The sequence below is a fragment of the Psychrobacter sp. CX16 genome (genome assembly GCF_057396245.1).
On record NZ_JBXYJF010000001.1, the window covers coordinates 75,692 to 92,864 of the forward strand.

Here is a 17,173-nt window from a genome sequence, read left to right on the forward strand (position 1 = left end):
GGTGGTTTAGCGTCAATAGGCTGTTAAATAGCAGTTCATAAAAATACCCGGTCAATGGACCGGGTATTTTTATTGCTCAAATTATTAATCTGCTATATCACTACTTTATATTGAAGAAAATTAAAACGAGCAGACAATATAGCGGAAGTCAGTTGTTTCAGTAACTAATACCAACCGAATTCATGTGCTGTCCATTTGGGTTTATCGAGCGGTAGATGACTGCCATCGTCCTCCCCTTTCACCTCATTATTAATCAAGACATTCAGCTTAGTATTCATCTTAAGTATCAAGTCTTTATACTGTTCAGACTGGGTCGCTAGATTATTCATCTCATCTGGATCACTTTGCAAATCAAACAGCTCCACATCGTTTAATTCAAATAACTCATCCAAACTCTGTGGTTGATTATGCTGTTTTGGCGAGAAATAACGGCTGAATTTATAGCGGCCATCAAATACACTGCGAATCGCCCCACGCTTATCGAAATCTATCTCAAACTCTGGATCAGCATCGTCATCTTGCGGATTATTTAAAAACCTCTGCACGCTGTTGAGTAGGTTGCTATCAAGATAAGCAAACATATTAAAACAGTATAAGCTGCCGCAGCGCACCTCGTTTATGCCCGCCTTTTCACCTAACTTGAGCAGCGGTGATAAGTCTTTACCCGCTAGATTATTAGCAGCTTCAGTACGCTCTCCTGCCCACGCTAGTAATGTTGGTGCAATATCTAAATGAGAGGTCACTGCCTGACATGCTTGACCTTGAGTATCAGGATAATCAGGGTGTGAGATAATGAGTGGTACATGGTTTTGCTCTTGATAAGCGGTTGCCCCTTTACCATGCGTACCATGACCACCGCCAAGCTCACCATGGTCTGAGGTCAGCACTACAATCGTATTATCTGCTAACCCCAAATCTTCTAATTCATCAAGAATACTGACCACCTTCTCATCAGTAGACAGAATGCAATTATGGTAATAATTAAGCAGACGTTGCCAACGCGCATCCTCATTTGGGAAGCCGCCGACCTGCGTATCACGGGCACGCTGATACTCTAAATGCGCTTGAGGACGACCTGCTTTATCAAACGGCTCTTTACGGCTTTTTGGGAGTTCAAGATCCCACTGTCGTTTATAAAAGGGGGTATTGGGCTCACGGCTAAGGCCTATCAAAGGCGTTGGCGTATCTTGAACGTGCTCATCAAGCTCATCGGTGTTATAAAACATCACATCATGCGGGTTGACCAAATTGACTGCCAAGAACCATGGTTTATTTTGCTCGCTAAGCGGATTGCCCTGTACTCTTAACCAGCGGCACGCCTGCGCTGCGATTAAATCATCGTTAATCCAGCCGCCTTGTACCATACCGATGACATCACCGATACCAACGTAATCTTTAAAACCATAGCGCTCAATAATTTTGGTCAGCTCGGGATCAGGCAGCGCCTGCTCGCCCAAATCACCTAAGTCGGATAGATGCCACTTGCCTTTGTACGCCGTGTAATAACCGGCATCGCTTAGCATATGCCCTACAGTGCCAACCTCTGGGTCGAGGTCGTTGGTCCATGGAAAATCCAAATTATCAAACATATGCGTCTGCTGAATATGCTTTCCGGTATAAATAACCGAACGTGAGGACGTACAAACTGCTGAGTTAATATGGTGATTGGTGAAGGTGACGCCGCGTTGTCTTAAACGTTCTCTACCAGGCAAGTGAAAGCCATGTGGTAAGGCCGTATCATCAATATAGCGCTCTTGATCGGTTAAGATAAATAGAATGTTATAAGGCGTATTTGTATCAGAAGCTTTGTCTTGCCGTTTACTGGCAGCAGCTAAGCCTTCATTGCGTGACGAGGTGGGTATGCCAAGATTATTGGCAGGCTTGTTATTATTAGAATGATTGACATTGCTCATAGACATAACCTGTATTTATCGATGATAAAACTTAAATCGTGATATACAGAATATACTAAAGCAAATCATTCCATCAGTATGATTAACGAATGTAAACAGCGCGGCTAAACAATATTTGTGTGACTATGCAATTTACGTAACTATGCATAGATTCAGAGCAATAAGCGTTATTCTGGAACAGGGAAAATCTTGTCGTAAGCGATGTTATAAAAAAAGGCATATATTAGATAAAATGCCGCCATGCCAATATCCATAATAAAGGCTTCCCATAGCGTAATATCTAAATACCAAGCAATGATTGGCATAAACATCAGCAATAGTCCGCCCTCAAAGAGTACAGCATGTAACACCCGTATCAGTACCGTCTTCTGGACGTTATTACGAAACTTGAGCAGGGCTTTGTCAAATAGAATGTTATAGAAATAATTCCAGACTGTAGCGACTATTGAAGCAGCAACGGCAATCACACCCATCGTATGCATCTTATAGCCAAACACCCAACTTGCCAGCGGTGCAAAAAGTATGAGCCCGATTATCTCAAAAGCTAGGGCATGGCGAATACGGTCTGCTTTACTTCGCATACAGCCCCTTCCTACCTTGCTGACGCCTTACGTGATAAATGTCCATCAGCCCCTAAACAACGTCGTCCAACGAATCACAATGTACAACACCACCGGCCAAAAGCTGGTATTGATAATATCATGAATGCTGTCCCTTAGATTATCGCCTGTAATATGGGGGTAATTGACCCTTAAGTCCAAATACTCCCCTAATAATGCAAAAAGTATTGCCAACAGTAAGGCCATATTTAAGCGACTGATATGACGCTTAATAATAGATCGAGACAATAACAGAGTGAGTAAAAACACCCCAATACCCACGTAAATATGCAGGGCATCTCTTTCAAGACCCGTGATATTCATAACGTGTAGTTTAAAAGTTTGAAAATCCAATGTAATATCTTTCCGAGGCTGATGGGTGATTAATAATCAGTCAATAGCTTACTGAAACTTTCTCACGCATTTTTGTAGGATATGTACAGAAAATAATACATCAGGTCTGTAAAAAGTGCGATGAAAGTGTGATGAATATTTGATAAAGGTTATGTGAATTCAAGGAGTTAGTAACTACGCAAATAATAATGTATTGAAACATTTATAAGCGGCTGGGGATTATTTATTAAACATCTGGCTCTACCTTTCAGATAGTGCAAATAAATAACTACCAGACGCTATACATGTTGATTCTGATTAAGCTCAAAGAATTACCCTTAAGATTCGGCCTGAATGAACAGCTTTGTAAGGAGAAGGCGAAAGCGATACTCGGGTACTAAGTATTTATACTTAGCATAGCACTGGGTCTGATGAGCTAATCCATAATTTTACGATTCATGACAGCGTTGTATTGAAACAGTCGTTCGAACTGAGTATTTAGCATTAGGCTATACAACCTTTATGTTTTAAAACGGAACGGAATGGCATGGATTTGGGAACGACTTAACCCTCTGTGATAGAGGGTCGCATTAGGATGCGGTTTAGCCCCGATTGCAGCGGTTATACTTGGCACGGCACTAAGGCAGAGACGCCCGCTTTAACTCGGTCTCGCGAAGCAGGAACGAGGTAAAGCTTGGCGCATCACCTAGTGCAAGCCAAGATAATAGCGAAAGCGGGAATAGCTTAAAACTATTTAGCGCTTAACTAAATAGCGACTCACTAAATAGCTGACTATTCAAAGGATCTAAACCTTGGCAATAAAAAGACGATTAGAAAACAGGGGATATTGACGTAAATATCATAAGGGGTCGGTTCAAACCCTGAAAAAAAAGTATCATACGTCAATAGTGCTAAAAATATAATACGAATGCTCACTGTCGCATACTGCTTGTGTTTGGGCCGTGCTGGAAAGGATGAAAATATAAAGATAACTTGTAATATCGCCAATGCAATATATAAATACATTACTTTCATAACCGCATCCCCTTAACAACCTTAATTCAGGTGATGTAAATCACACCCTCCACTCAACGAAGTTTTTAAGCAGTTGTAAGCCGTCTTTATGGCTTTTTTCGGGATGGAACTGGGTCGCAAACAGGTTGTCTTTGATAACGCTGGCACAAAATGGCTGACCATAATCACAGACAGCAGCGGTCACCGATTTATCTTCAGGATCACAGTAATAACTATGCACAAAGTAGAAATGAGCATGTTCATCAATACCTTGCCACAGCGGATGTGATAAATCCATGCCCGATATGGTATTCCAGCCCATGTGCGGGATTTTAATCGTTGCGCCCTGCTCATCTGTCCAGTCGGCATCGAACTTTTTGACTTGACCCGATAGAATATCCAGACACTGGGTGCGCTCAAACTCTAAAGACTCAGTAAATAAGGCTTGCATACCGACACAAATCGCCATAACGGGCTTGTTAAATACTGCCTCGCATACCGCCTTATCAATACCCTCTTCGCGCATATGCGCCATACAGTCGCGCATCGCACCGACCCCTGGAAAGACAATTTTGTCAGCGGCGCGAATGATTTTGGCATCATTGGTGATGGACACCTCTGCGCCGACAGCTGCTAAGGCTTTGCTGGCTGAGTGTAGGTTGCCCATGCCATAGTCGAGTAGTGCAATTTTGGTCATATTACAAAGCTTCTTTGGTTGACGGTAGTGTATTTAAAGCCCTCTCATCATATTCACAGGCCATACGTAGTGCGCGAGCGAAAGCTTTAAAGGTGCTCTCAATCTGGTGGTGACTATTCACCCCTTTTAAGTTGTCCAAATGCACCGTCATCCAAGCATGATTGACAAAACCAAAGAAAAATTCGCTAAATAAATCCACATCAAATTTACCGACATAAGCACGGGTAAACGGGATATCCATGTGTAGACCCGGACGACCTGAGATGTCAACCACCGCACGAGATAATGATTCATCAAGCGGCGCATAAAAATGTCCATAACGGCGAATGCCTTTTTTATCACCCAGCGCTTTAGCAAAAGCTTGACCCAACGTAATCCCTGTATCTTCAACGCTATGATGGTCGTCAATATCGACGTCGCCTTTGCAGGTAATATCGAGATCAAATAATCCATGACGCTTAATTTGGTCAAGCATATGGTCTAAAAAAGGGACACCCGTATCAATGGTGCCTTGGCCGGTGCCGTCAAGATTAACCGTTACGCTAATTTTAGTCTCGGCGGTATCACGGGTAACACTGGCGATACGTGCAGGACGCTCGGCTGGGTTCGGGCTGATTTGAGTAGTCATGGCTAATTGGCTCACTAATAATTGGCTTATTTGTAGAAGTTTATAACAATAAAGTGTCTGTTTTTAACAGCAATGTCATGATAATAGCAAACGTACTGAATTTAAGCCATATTCCTACTATACCCATAAGTAATGTTTGCTAAAATATAGGAATTGGTTTGCCAAAATTACGTTTACACGCCTTGTTGTATCATAAACGCTTATTATTATTTGGGACAGTCTTTATGCCATTAGAAGCCATTGCTATTAATTCTTTTGACGCGCCTATCATGCGTGAAACCACTCATGATGGAGAGCTGCGTGAGCGTATCGCCAAGCTATACACTGCTGAAAATGCCAATCTTGGAGATTTGGCTGATAGCGAGGCGGTCATGGCGCTGTTTAATGCGGCCTTTAAGCGCGGCAATCTGATGTATGTGGGGATGTTTAATGACAAACCCATTGCGGCCGTAGGCTGTTTTGATGACGGTCAAACCGATACCAAGCGTCTACAGTATCTAGCGATGCATCCTGAGAACGTCAATCGTGGTATTGACGCCAAATTCATCAAATTGGTCTATGATAAAGAGGTTCGAAAAGGGGTGCGTCAATTTATGCCCTCTGATGATAATATTCACCGAATTATGAGCGAATACGAACTTATACGAGTTAAATCTTAAAAAAAACCGTCTTTTTTCAATTATTTTTGCTTATTTTTAAAAAAGGTGTTGACAGATCTTCGAATATTTAGTTTAATAGCGACCTCATAAAGACGGCTCGATAGCTCAGTTGGTAGAGCAAAGGATTGAAAATCCTTGTGTCGGCAGTTCGATTCTGCCTCGAGCCACCATCTTTATGCTAAATTCTGCTTAACAAGCATAGATAACCCTCAAGCTAAATTAGTTTGGGGGTTTTTTTATACTTAAAATTTCTTACTCAATCTATACTCGCAGCGGTACGGTGGTTACCTATAATAGGTTATATAAAAATGCTAAATAACCTATAAGACGGCGTATTAAACATAAGTCACAAGCTTAAATTGCCGACTATAAGCCATGCAGGAGTATCATGAATGCGAGAGTTCGATTACGACCTCGATTATAAAAATCTTAATTTACGTGAACATCCTGAACTGTATCGGGTCGGCCGTGGTGAGCAAGGGGTGTTACTGGTTGAACCTTACAAATCCGAGATTTTACCGCATTGGCGATTTGCCACACCGGATATAGCCACTGAGAGTAGCGAAAAAATCTATCAGATGTTTTTGGATTATTTAGACAAGGATGATTTTGTCGGTGCTGATATGGCGCGCAAGTTCTTACAAATGGGCTATACCCGCGCCCGCCGCTACGCCAATCATAAAGGTGGCAAAAAATACAAAGGTCCTGTCCCCGATGACAAGAAAGGTCAAAGCGGCGCACATGGACGTGACGAGCTACCTCGTGACGAGGAAGATCCGGTTAAAGCGGAGTCGGCCCGTATCTTTAAACAAAAGTGGGATTTGTGCCGCGCCAATGAGACCTATCTGAAAATGAAAAAAGAACACCGCGAAAAATATAAGGACATCGAATAAAGTCATAGAATCTATTCAACAAACTTAATCTAAGGACTATCACCATGACCAATACGAGTCCGAAACAACTTCTGATCTTTGATTTTGATGGGACTTTAATAGACAGCGTGCCAGACTTGGCCGATGCGGTGAATAATATGCTGGCTACCTTGGGCAAACCGACCTACCCTATTGATACCATCCGTAACTGGGTCGGCAATGGCTCAAGGATGCTGGTAGAGCGTGCGCTAGTTGGTAATGTAAACGTCGTAGAGGGCCAATTAAGCCAAGATGAGGCTGACCATGCCGAACAAGTCTTCTTCGATGCCTACAAGCAAATTAGCGGCAGTAAGACGGTCGCCTACCCGAATGTGGATAGCGGTCTAAAACAGTTAAAGCAAGCTGGATTTAAGCTTGCTTTAGTGACCAATAAGCCCATTCGCTTTGTACCAAAGATTCTAGAGAGTTTTGGCTGGCAGGATTTATTCGAGCAAGTACTCGGCGGTGATAGCTTACCAACCAAAAAGCCTGACCCTGAACCGCTACTTTATGTCTGCGATAAACTTGGCGTGACTCCTGATAAGGCGGTAATGATTGGCGACTCAAAAAATGATATTTTAGCGGGTCAAAATGCCAAGATGGACACACTTGGGCTGTCTTACGGGTATAATTACGGCCAAGATATTCGCAAGCTTAATCCTACCGCTGCTTTTGATGATTTCCAAAGCTTGGTAGATTGGATTATTGAACACGGCTCTAAATAACTGTCTACCTGTTATCAATAATAGCTTTATACCCTTTAAGCTTTTTGCTATTACAACTTTATCGTCCTTTCAAATTTAAATTAAGGCATTACCATGACTCACAGACCCCCTGCTGATTTATTAGACAAAGCCAAACACTGGCGCGAAGATATCGCCTTTACCCAAGACGTGCTTGGTACGCCAATGCATTTCACTACCACCTGGGGGATTTTCTCACCAGAGAAGCTTGATGCCGGCAGTCTAATGCTATTAGATCATGTTGATTTCCAAAGTGATGATGACTCAATCGATTTGGGATGTGGCTATGGCGTGCTTGGCATGACAGCAGCACGCGAATGCCCTCAAGGGAAGCATACGCTGATTGATAAAGACTTTATGGCAGTAGAATATGCGCGCCGTAACTGCGAGAAAAATGGCTTAAGCAATGTTGATGTGCATCTGTCTAATGGTTTTAACCATGTCGACCCCAATAAAGACTTTAGTCTCGTGATGTCGAACTTGCCTGCCAAAGTGGGTAAAGAGCAGCATTATTTATATTTACTAGATGCCTACAGCAAACTGCGTACCGGTGGCCGTTTTTATGTGGTGACAATTAATGGTCTACGCCAGTTTATGAAACGGGCATTTACCGAAGTATTTGGTAATGCCGATAAAGTAAAACAGGGTAAAACCTATACCATTACCCGTGCTATTAAAGAATAAAAGAAGCCCCGTCTTAATTAAGACGGGGCTTCTTTTATTCTAACGCTAAAGGTAAATTAGCCTTGGCGTCTGATCAAATAAAAACCAAATAGCGCACTACCAATGATAGGTAATAACACCATCAATAATGGCGAGAAGCCAGTTGCTAACGCTACAAAACTGGTTAAATCCTGCATGTAGCTAAAGAATAATCCAAATACTAAGGCCACCACGATACGTAATCCTAAGCTGTGCGTACGTAATGAGCCAAATACAAACGAACAGGCAACAATTACCAATGACAAAATGGCAAACGGTGACAATAATTTCTGCCAAAATGCCACTTCGTGCTCTAAAGAGCGTGTGCCTTGCGACGCATTGAAGCGCTTGTGCTCATACAATTGGGTCAGCGACAAGTCTTCTGCACGGCGAGTCAATAGATATACCGAGCTTGGCGATAATGGCAAGGTGATGATGTCACTCTTGATGCCTTGCTGCGTTACTAGCGGCTCATTATTTAGAATAATATTGCTAGACTGCATTGCTCTACTTTGCGGCGCAGGCCCAAGTTGCGATGACCCCTCTGCTACTTCAGTATTAATGGTTGATGCAGCATTGGAAACAGACGCGCGCTCTGCCAATTGCAAAGTGGTGACGTTATTTAATTGCCATTGATGATTGATGCGTGCTGAATCATCGTCTGATGCGTGCTTCTGTGCTGCTGCTATCTGGGTATCCGTATGCGGCAAATAAGTGCCGTCAGTCGCTTTAGAGACTGCTGTTAGGTTGTTATCGCCATCAAGGTGCCAACGTTTAACCGTGCCGATATTACCGTTCGCATCCGCATAATCGATATATAGGATGTTATGGCCGATATTGCCAGAGTCATCGACTCTATCTGGCGCATCTTGCAAGGTCCAATAGCCATTGACCGAGGCCAATAAAGCGGTATCCGGTTTGCGGATTTGACTGGCTTTTAGATTGGTTTGTGGCAACACATATTGGTTAACTAATAAGGCGATAATTACAAAGATAAACGCCGGCTGTAACACCCAGCCTACTATACGATAAATACTTAGACCGGCGGCACGCATCACCACCAACTCTGAATTATTCGCAAGCAAACCTAGACCAATAACAGCGCCTAACAAGGCACCAGTCGGGGTAAATTGCTCTAAAAAGTAAGGCGAGCGATAGGCAATGTATTTTAGAGCGTCGACATAGGTGTAAGTATCATTGAACTTTTCTAACTGCTCTAAATAAGCGAAGATTAGCTGCAATCCCCACAAGCCCAATACCGCAAACAGCATGGCCAATAATGCGTTCTTTTTTACATAGCGTGACAGTATTTGACCTGACTTAACACCGGTCGGTGCAGTAGCGTGGTCAGAGCGTTTTTTAATCATGACCGGCCTCCGCTTGTTGTCTCATCATTATTGCCTTTATTTGCTTGTTGTGCCCGCTGCTCTAGGTTAAAGCGAACTCTGTGACGAATACGGCTTGCCCAGTTTAGATACAGTGCTAATAGAACAAAGGCGACGATTGCCAGCGCATTGACCCAGACTGGCATAGTGCCTTTAGCGACTGCGCTTTTTAGCGAGATAATCACCAGTGCACAGCTTGTAAAAATCATAATGGCCGGTAGCAGTCTTAACCAGCGTCCCTGCCTAGGCCTTACTTGTGCTAGCGGTACTGCTAACATCGGGGCAATCAGTATCAGCCATGGCAGTGCCAAGCGATAACCCAGCTCTGCTTGTGCCGGTAGAATCTCTTGCTCTGTTGGCGTCACTGGCGCTGATTCACCACCTTCAGCGGTTTCACTATTCATCACCGGTAATGAGCGCCCAGTGGCCACACGCCATAATACAGGCAGTGTTTGGGTAGTAACATTATCCTCAGTAATCACATCGCTTGGCGGTCTGTCGATACTGATACGATAACGCTCAAAGCTGACCTGATTGTAGACCAAGCTATCGGCACCCACTTGATAGCGGCGACCTTGCAATAAATCTAACTGAGTGCGATTGCTCTCCTCGCTACCCTTAACCTGAATCGCACGCTTTGCCAGTACAATGGTATCGCGAGGTATGTCATTATCTGATCCATTTTGAGCTCTTTGCTGCGCCGCCATAGGATTGGCCATAATGGTGGTCATCTGGTCTTCTTGCAGCGGTTTATCTTCACTATCAGCCTCTGCACTTGCCGGCATATCCTCTGACACCACTCGACTCATCTCTTTCTCAATCGTCTGAGCATCAACCGGTGCCTCTATGGTGTCATCAACAGTACTATTGGTGGTACCAGACTCATCGGCAGTCTGAATTAGAATAACGTCTTGTAGCTCCGTTCTATCCTTATTCATAGAACCGACATACAGATGATAATCATCACTGCTAATAAATGACTTCGGACGAATCAAGTCAAAGGCGCTACTAATCGACTGCTGCTGCCAAATATTATCTGAGTTTCTGACGCCCCATGGTTTGCCAAATAAAGACAGACCGGCTTCGGCAACAAACAACGCCAAAATCAATGGAATAATCAGCCGAGCCAAACGTCCGCGCGAGATACCACTACTATTTAGTACCGCCATTTCATGATCGACATACAGACGACCAAATACCAGCATTAAGCCAATAAAAAAGGACAGCGGTAATACCAACTCTAAAAAGTAGGGTAAATTGTAGCCAATAATGGCAAACAACAGCCCCACATCAAGGCGCCCTTCTGCTGCGATACCGAAATAGCGAATCATGCGTCCGCCTAATAGCAGCACCAGCAAAAACCCCAGTACCAATGCGGTGGTTGAGGCGACTTGTCGGGTCATATATCGGCGTAAAATCACAGGCAAACTCAAATTATAAAAGGAGGATGGAATAGGGTTAAATATACGATTATTGTCATTTTAATTAAATCAGCTATCAAAGCGAAGCGTTATCACGGATGAACCTCATTTGATTATCCTGCCATAAATAGCCTTTGTAGAGGCAGTTTACCCCTACCCTACTACGGCCGATTATCATTCCACAACATCAACTTTATGGCAACATAACACTGGCGTATTATAATCGTAAGCATTGTCGTGATGATAGCGATATTCGGTGTAAGATATGGCTGTATATCCTAGCATGATTCTACTTAGCATAGGTTAGCAATGTTGCTACGAGTATCTATATGCTAGACTATGGCCCTTTAATAAGCCGACTTTCGGCCTTTATTAATAATCCCCTAATAACAGGCCCATGCCGTGCTAAATAACTGAGTAAATTGGCGTCTAACTTTTAATTTTTAATCATTCTATAGCGCTCTACCTATTGTGTTGTTTATTTGCGTAAGTAAGATAGGTAAATTTGCATACGATAAAGAGCTATTGATCGAATAGCTAAATAATTGCCATAACAATAAAGACCTGTTTACCCACCGTTTCAATAACCCTTAAATAGCCGGATTAATAAACCGTCATAAATAAAAAAGAGGAATTATCATGAGTTTAACCCTGACAGTTACCAATAGCCTACCAAAACCTACTGCCAAAAAATTACTAAAAAAATCGACGGCTACGAATCTGAAATCACAATGCCTAGCGGTCTTGGTTGATGAAAACGGCCACCTTCTTGGCCCAAATGATGGCACATTAGATGCGTATCTGCCTCGTATTGAAGCCTTAATTGCAGCGGCTGATTTTAAAGGTAAAGCTGGCGATATTACCGCTGACTTCGCCTTAGCAGCAGACAACAAAAAAGCGCCACTACAATTATTACTAGTGGGCGTAGGCAATACAGACAAACTAAGTAACAGCACCATTCAAAAAATCACCACTGCGTTATACAACGCTGCGCAAAAGCGTGTTAGTGAGCTAACGCTTGCCGTTGGTGACGATTTATCAGACGACGCGCTACATCAGTTTGCACTAGAGCTATTAAACGCAAGCTATCGTTTTGATAAATACAAATCAGAGCAAAGCAAACCTTCATTAACCCAAATAAACATCCTATCTCAGTCTATCAAACAAGCAGATGTGGATTATGCCACTGCGGTTCATAGCGGTCAGTCACTGGCACGTGATGTGGCGAACGAGCCTGGTAACGTTTGTTTCCCAGTTTATATGGCAGAACAAGCCAAAGCACTTGCAGCAAAATACCCTGACTTATTAAAAGTGACTGTACTGGGCGAGAAAAAGATGGAAGCGCTGGGTATGAACTGCTTTTTATCTGTGGCACGTGGCTCAGCACGTGAAGGTCAATTGGTCATTATGGAATATCAAGGCAAATCTAACATTGCCAGTGATGTGCCAAGCGTCGGCCTTGCAGACACGCTCGCCAGCAACCTAAAAGTTGTGGCAGAAAAGCTACCAACCAAAGCCAAAACCAAAAAAGCGACCAAAGCCGCTACTAACAACACCGATGATGCGCCTATCGTTTTAGTGGGTAAAGGCGTAACCTTTGATTCAGGCGGTATCTCTATCAAGCCTGGCGCGGCTATGGATGAGATGAAATTTGATATGGGCGGTTCAGCATCTGTATTAGGTACCATTAAAGCCTTATGTGAAGCACGCCTGCCTATCAATGTTGTGGGTGCATTAGCTTGTGCAGAAAACATGCCATCAGGTGAAGCGACTCGTCCTGGCGATATCGTGAAAGCGATGAATGGTAAGAGTGTTGAGATTTTAAACACAGATGCGGAAGGCCGTTTGGTACTGGCCGATACTTTATGTTACGTACAGCGCTACAACCCACGCGCTATTATTGATGTAGCGACATTAACCGGCGCTTGCGTGATTGCACTGGGTCATGTGCGCTCTGCGGTATTTAGTAACAATGAAGACGTATTATTCGAATTAGAAAACGCCAGTGATCAGTCAGGCGATCTTATCTGGCACATGCCAATGGACGATGAGTATCAAACTCAAATCGACTCTCCAATCGCTGATATCCAAAATATCGGTGGCCGTGCAGCCGGTGCTGTGACCGCTGCTTGCTTCTTATCGCGCTTTATTGAAGAAGGTCAAGCTTGGGCGCATTTAGACATCGCAGGTACCGCTTGGAAGTCAGGTAAAGACAAAGGGGCAACCGGTCGTCCTGTACCACTATTTATGCAGTATCTAAAAAATATGGCTAATCAGTAAATACTGATGCAAATTAGTTTTTACGTTTTGAGTGAGCGCTTTATGACCTCGGTCGCTGCCACTCAAAACGCTCATTCGTCCGATAGTTCTAACACCGCTGCAGCCGTTGATGCTGAGGCGGTGCTTAATTTTGTCTGCAAATTGACCGAAACGGTACTCAAAAAAAGTGACTATAGCTTGGTCGTGGTCGATGATAAGGTTGAGCGCTTAAAGCAGCTTGATACTCGGTTATGGGACTTTAATCCCAGCAGTTTTGTACCTCATAATTTAATTGAGGAGGGACCGATTAGCGCTAATATGTTATCTGCACCGGTGACGTTAATGCCGAGCCTACCTGATAACTTCGATGGCGTGGTTCTGAATTTAGCCGCAGCAGCTTTGCCGTTAAAAAACAACAGCAGCCTACCTGAACGGGTATTGGAAATCATCACTCCAGATGAAATAAGTAAACAACAAGGCCGTGATAAATACCGCATTTATCAGAATTTAGGCTTTGAGCTTATTCACTATTCGATTTAATCATTACGATTATTCTAATTATTTCAAAAACTTAGTCGCTTCTTATCAAAATAATAAGCCAATCTAAGGCATCGTCTATCCGTTAACCTCTCAGTAAAGCAGCAAAAACCCTCTGGTCTTTAATTAACCAATCGTTATAGGTCAGGCTAATTTTTACTTATTTCTTGCAGATGAAGTTATCTTTTGTATAATCAAATTATCAAATTGATAGTACGCTAAGGTTCTACCTTATAACTCTTGCCTACCTCCCGCACCATTTCTGCGTTTGAGACCTCTTTTTGACGGCATTGATACGCGTTATCCTATCTTTTTCTATTCCCTTACTCAAAGCAAAGCAGAGGCTCTGCCTGCTTTTGTGTACTTTTTTAAATTATTATCGTTACTCATCGTGAGTAACTCATTGCACGGAGTGCTTATGAGAGCCATTATTGACCTGTATCAACGCATCGGATTAGTTCCCCTTATTATTATTGGGCTGGTGCTTGGTGTCTTAATAGGCTGGCTTGTACCCTCAGTCGGTATCGCCTTAGGACTATTAGGTACTTTATTCGTGGGTGCGTTAAAAGCGGTTGCCCCTATCTTAGTATTTATTCTGGTGATGGCAGCCATTAGCCAACATCAAAGCGGCGGCAAGGTTCATGTCAAGCCAGTACTGGTTATGTACGTGTTTGGCACCTTCCTCGCAGCGTTAACGGCTGTGTCAGCCAGCTTTTTATTCCCAACCGAGCTCATCGGTTTAACCACTATCGAAGCGGTTGCAGACCGCGCGCCGCCATCTGGCCTAAAAGAAGTATTGACCACCTTACTCATGAATTTGGTTGATAACCCAGTTAATGCCATCGCTAATGCCAACTATATGGGCATCTTGGCGTGGGCCGTGATTATCGGTTTTGCGCTACGTAAAGCTTCTGAATCAACGCGCACCATGGTATCTGACTTATCAGACGCCATCTCAAGCGTGGTTCGCTTTGTCATTGCCTTTGCGCCAATTGGTATCTTAGGTCTAGTGGCAAATACTGTTGCCGAAACAGGCTTTGATGCTCTAATGGGTTACGCACGTCTGCTAACTATCTTGGTTGGCTGTATGTTGTTCATCGCTTTAGTGGTGAACCCAATTATTGTGGCCTTTAATATCCGCCGCAATCCATACCCACTAGTATTTAGATGCCTACGTGAATCAGGTATCACTGCCTTCTTCACCCGTTCATCAGCAGCCAACATTCCTGTTAACATGAAACTAGCGGCTGATTTAGGTCTGCATGAAGACACTTATTCGGTAACTCTACCACTAGGCGCGACCATCAATATGGCCGGTGCTGCGATTACCATTAACGTGCTGACTTTAGCGGCAGCACATACCTTAGGTGTGCCCGTCGACTTCGGTTCAGCATTACTGCTCAGTGTGGTAGCGACAGTCGCTGCTTGTGGTGCCTCTGGTGTAGCAGGTGGTTCATTGCTATTGATTCCACTGGCTTGTAGCTTGTTTAATATTCCGAACGATATGGCGATGCAAGTGGTTGCTATCGGCTTTATTATTGGTGTGGTACAGGATTCTGCAGAAACAGCGCTTAACTCGTCAACTGACGTGTTATTCACTGCAGCGGCTGATCCAGTGATGAAAAATCAACCTGCTTAAACCATTGTTAAGCCGTAGACCCTAAAAAGTCACATTAAAAAACCTCAGTATCCAAAGATACTGAGGTTTTTATTGGCTGCAAATCAATAACGCTTCGTTTAAACACGAGCGCTTATTTTTGTTGCATATCGACTTCGATAGTATACACACAATGCGTCGCTGCTTCTTGTTGACGCTTATATTGACGCAGCTGCTCTACTTCATCGAGCAGCTCTAAAATCAGCCCGATTGCCGGCACACTGGCATCAAAGTCACGGCTTAAACGTGACGCACGGCGTACTATCGCTAATTGATAGCCCGTAAATTGCTGCGTCTCAGGCACATCATATTCAATTACATTTTCTTCAATTAATGACATCACCCAGGTTGGCTCTTGACCACAGGCGGCGATTAGCTCATCTAAGGTCATGACCAGATCATTAAACTCATTTGAATGTTGCATGATAACTGTCCTCTTATACTTTTATTTTTATGGTGGCATCAGTACATCTATTGACGCTATCAGCGCTGAATATTGGTCTCAGCAAAACTGGCTTTTAATGCCTCAAAAGCCTCTTTTTGAGCGTCACTGGTAATCTCTGGATTGACGATATTCAGTGTCAGGTACAAGTCACCTGCTTGCTTAGCCGGAATACCTCTTCCTTTAATACGCAAATGATTGCCTGATTTGCTGTTCTTAGGAATAGACACACCCAATGTACCGGCCGGCGTGCTGACGTTAATCTTCTCACCCAGCGCTGCCTCCCAAGGGGTAATATTGACAGTTTGGTACACATCGGCCCCTTCTAAACGAATATTGTCGGCATGATCAATGACAACTTTTAAGAACAAATCACCATTTTTACCACCGGTATAACTTGCCGCACCCTGCCCACTTAGGCGAATTTGCTTGCCTTCGGTGATGCCTTTTGGCACTTTTATTTTTAGCGTCTTTTGTTCGTGAGTAACGCTACCATTGGCTTGTCGAGTCGGTACGTTTAATTTAATGCTATAGTCATCGCCTTTATATACAGACTCTAATGAGACATTAATCTCGGCATGTTGATCCTGACCCGGCGCAGGTCCGGTATCGGCATAAGCACCACCGAAGTGGTCAAATCCATCAAAGCCTGATTGTGTCGATTGACGGCTAGATTGTGCACGGCCGGCACCAAATGCTGAGAAAATATCATCAAAGCGGAAGCTGCCACTACCAAATGGGGCGCCCTCACCGAACTGATCTTTGATGTCTTCCCATCTAAAGCCACCTTGAGTGCTGCCACCACTGCCAAAGCCGCCTGCACCACCAAAACCACCGCCTGCACCGGCGAATGGGTTAGACTGCATAGCATCATATTCTGCACGCTTGTCTTTGTCTCTTAGCGTCTCATAGGCATTGTTAATCTCAGCGATTTTTTCATCAGCATCCTTAACGTCGCTCACGTCAGGATGATATTTACGCACAAGCTTTCGGTACGCTTTTTTAATTTCTTGTTCTGTGGCATCTTTGCTGACACCCAAAACGTCATAAAAACTTTTATCTGCCATTGTTATTATCCTTTTAAGCGGTCCAAAGAGTTACGTTTACATGTCTGTCTATATAAGGGTTATTAACTCATATTTCACGGGTGGTTGTTCATATTTTTTGTGGTGCTGCGTTAATAAAACTTTAATATTAGGTCGATAAAGGGCTATTGTAGTTACTGATTTTGACTGTGTTAGCCTCAATTTAAGCCCATTTAAACAAAAAAAGA

At 43.5% G+C, this 17,173-nt stretch carries 16 protein-coding genes and 1 tRNA gene; 8 read left to right on the forward strand and 9 right to left on the reverse strand.

Features of this window, described 5'->3' with window-relative positions; translation table 11 throughout:
- Positions 1-164: 164 nt before the first annotated feature.
- From AC2SLM_RS00315 to hisB, 5 genes are all read right to left on the reverse strand, one after another.
- Positions 165-1,913: a sulfatase family protein gene (locus AC2SLM_RS00315; protein ID WP_486551262.1), complete on the reverse strand. Its 1,749-nt coding sequence runs from the start codon at positions 1,911-1,913 to the stop codon at positions 165-167.
- A 167-nt stretch (positions 1,914-2,080) separates the two neighbouring features.
- Positions 2,081-2,494, reverse strand: coding sequence for a PACE efflux transporter (locus AC2SLM_RS00320; RefSeq protein ID WP_486551264.1), 414 nt, complete (start codon positions 2,492-2,494; stop codon positions 2,081-2,083).
- Between the two features lie 45 nt (positions 2,495-2,539).
- The gene (locus AC2SLM_RS00325; RefSeq protein WP_486551266.1) at positions 2,540-2,866 is read right to left on the reverse strand and encodes a hypothetical protein; all 327 of its coding nucleotides are present in this window, start codon (positions 2,864-2,866) and stop codon (positions 2,540-2,542) included.
- A 1,054-nt stretch (positions 2,867-3,920) separates the two neighbouring features.
- The gene (gene hisH / locus AC2SLM_RS00330; RefSeq protein WP_486551268.1) at positions 3,921-4,556 is read right to left on the reverse strand and encodes an imidazole glycerol phosphate synthase subunit HisH; all 636 of its coding nucleotides are present in this window, start codon (positions 4,554-4,556) and stop codon (positions 3,921-3,923) included.
- Between the two features lies 1 nt (position 4,557).
- The gene (gene hisB, locus AC2SLM_RS00335; RefSeq protein ID WP_486539897.1) at positions 4,558-5,184 is read right to left on the reverse strand and encodes an imidazoleglycerol-phosphate dehydratase HisB; all 627 of its coding nucleotides are present in this window, start codon (positions 5,182-5,184) and stop codon (positions 4,558-4,560) included.
- Between the two features lie 224 nt (positions 5,185-5,408).
- On the opposite strand from hisB, the gene AC2SLM_RS00340 reads away from it, so the two are divergent.
- The 5 genes from AC2SLM_RS00340 to AC2SLM_RS00360 all read left to right on the forward strand — a co-directional run bounded on the left by AC2SLM_RS00340 (position 5,409) and on the right by AC2SLM_RS00360 (position 8,181).
- The gene (locus AC2SLM_RS00340) at positions 5,409-5,843 is read left to right on the forward strand and encodes a hypothetical protein (protein ID WP_486539895.1); all 435 of its coding nucleotides are present in this window, start codon (positions 5,409-5,411) and stop codon (positions 5,841-5,843) included.
- Positions 5,844-5,937: 94 nt separating this feature from the next.
- A tRNA-Phe gene (locus tag AC2SLM_RS00345) sits at positions 5,938-6,013 on the forward strand.
- A gap of 222 nt (positions 6,014-6,235) precedes the next feature.
- Positions 6,236-6,736, forward strand: a complete 501-nt coding sequence (locus AC2SLM_RS00350) for a DUF4385 domain-containing protein (protein WP_486551270.1) — start codon at positions 6,236-6,238, stop codon at positions 6,734-6,736.
- A gap of 44 nt (positions 6,737-6,780) precedes the next feature.
- Positions 6,781-7,479, forward strand: a complete 699-nt coding sequence (locus tag AC2SLM_RS00355; protein ID WP_486551272.1) for a phosphoglycolate phosphatase — start codon at positions 6,781-6,783, stop codon at positions 7,477-7,479.
- 93 nt (positions 7,480-7,572) lie between these two features.
- Positions 7,573-8,181 (forward strand): class I SAM-dependent methyltransferase, encoded by a 609-nt coding sequence (locus AC2SLM_RS00360; protein WP_486551273.1) that lies wholly within the window; start codon positions 7,573-7,575, stop codon positions 8,179-8,181.
- Between the two features lie 56 nt (positions 8,182-8,237).
- On the opposite strand, the gene AC2SLM_RS00365 is transcribed toward AC2SLM_RS00360, so the two are convergent.
- Together AC2SLM_RS00365 and AC2SLM_RS00370 are read right to left on the reverse strand one after the other, a co-directional pair.
- Positions 8,238-9,566 carry an LptF/LptG family permease gene (locus AC2SLM_RS00365; RefSeq protein WP_486551274.1) on the reverse strand — a complete coding sequence of 443 codons (1,329 nt, stop codon included), beginning with the start codon at positions 9,564-9,566 and terminating at the stop codon, positions 8,238-8,240.
- Positions 9,563-10,987, reverse strand: a complete 1,425-nt coding sequence (locus AC2SLM_RS00370) for an LptF/LptG family permease (RefSeq protein WP_486551275.1) — start codon at positions 10,985-10,987, stop codon at positions 9,563-9,565. The genes AC2SLM_RS00365 and AC2SLM_RS00370 overlap by 4 nt, the downstream gene beginning before the upstream one ends.
- A 657-nt stretch (positions 10,988-11,644) precedes the next feature.
- Here AC2SLM_RS00370 and AC2SLM_RS00375 point away from each other — a divergent pair.
- The 3 genes from AC2SLM_RS00375 (at position 11,645) to sstT (ending at position 15,440) form a co-directional block, all read left to right on the forward strand.
- Positions 11,645-13,285 carry a leucyl aminopeptidase gene (locus tag AC2SLM_RS00375; RefSeq protein ID WP_486551277.1) on the forward strand — a complete coding sequence of 547 codons (1,641 nt, stop codon included), beginning with the start codon at positions 11,645-11,647 and terminating at the stop codon, positions 13,283-13,285.
- Positions 13,286-13,327: 42 nt separating this feature from the next.
- Positions 13,328-13,804, forward strand: coding sequence for a DNA polymerase III subunit chi (locus AC2SLM_RS00380; RefSeq protein WP_486551279.1), 477 nt, complete (start codon positions 13,328-13,330; stop codon positions 13,802-13,804).
- A 415-nt stretch (positions 13,805-14,219) separates the two neighbouring features.
- On the forward strand, positions 14,220-15,440 hold the full coding sequence (gene sstT, locus AC2SLM_RS00385; RefSeq protein WP_486551281.1) for a serine/threonine transporter SstT: 1,221 nt from the start codon (positions 14,220-14,222) through the stop codon (positions 15,438-15,440).
- Positions 15,441-15,552: 112 nt separating this feature from the next.
- Here sstT and AC2SLM_RS00390 read toward each other — a convergent pair whose 3' ends face one another.
- On the reverse strand, positions 15,553-15,882 hold the full coding sequence (locus AC2SLM_RS00390; protein ID WP_486539877.1) for a chaperone modulator CbpM: 330 nt from the start codon (positions 15,880-15,882) through the stop codon (positions 15,553-15,555).
- A 59-nt stretch (positions 15,883-15,941) separates the two neighbouring features.
- Positions 15,942-16,967 carry a DnaJ C-terminal domain-containing protein gene (locus tag AC2SLM_RS00395; RefSeq protein ID WP_486551282.1) on the reverse strand — a complete coding sequence of 342 codons (1,026 nt, stop codon included), beginning with the start codon at positions 16,965-16,967 and terminating at the stop codon, positions 15,942-15,944.
- Positions 16,968-17,173: the final 206 nt, after the last annotated feature.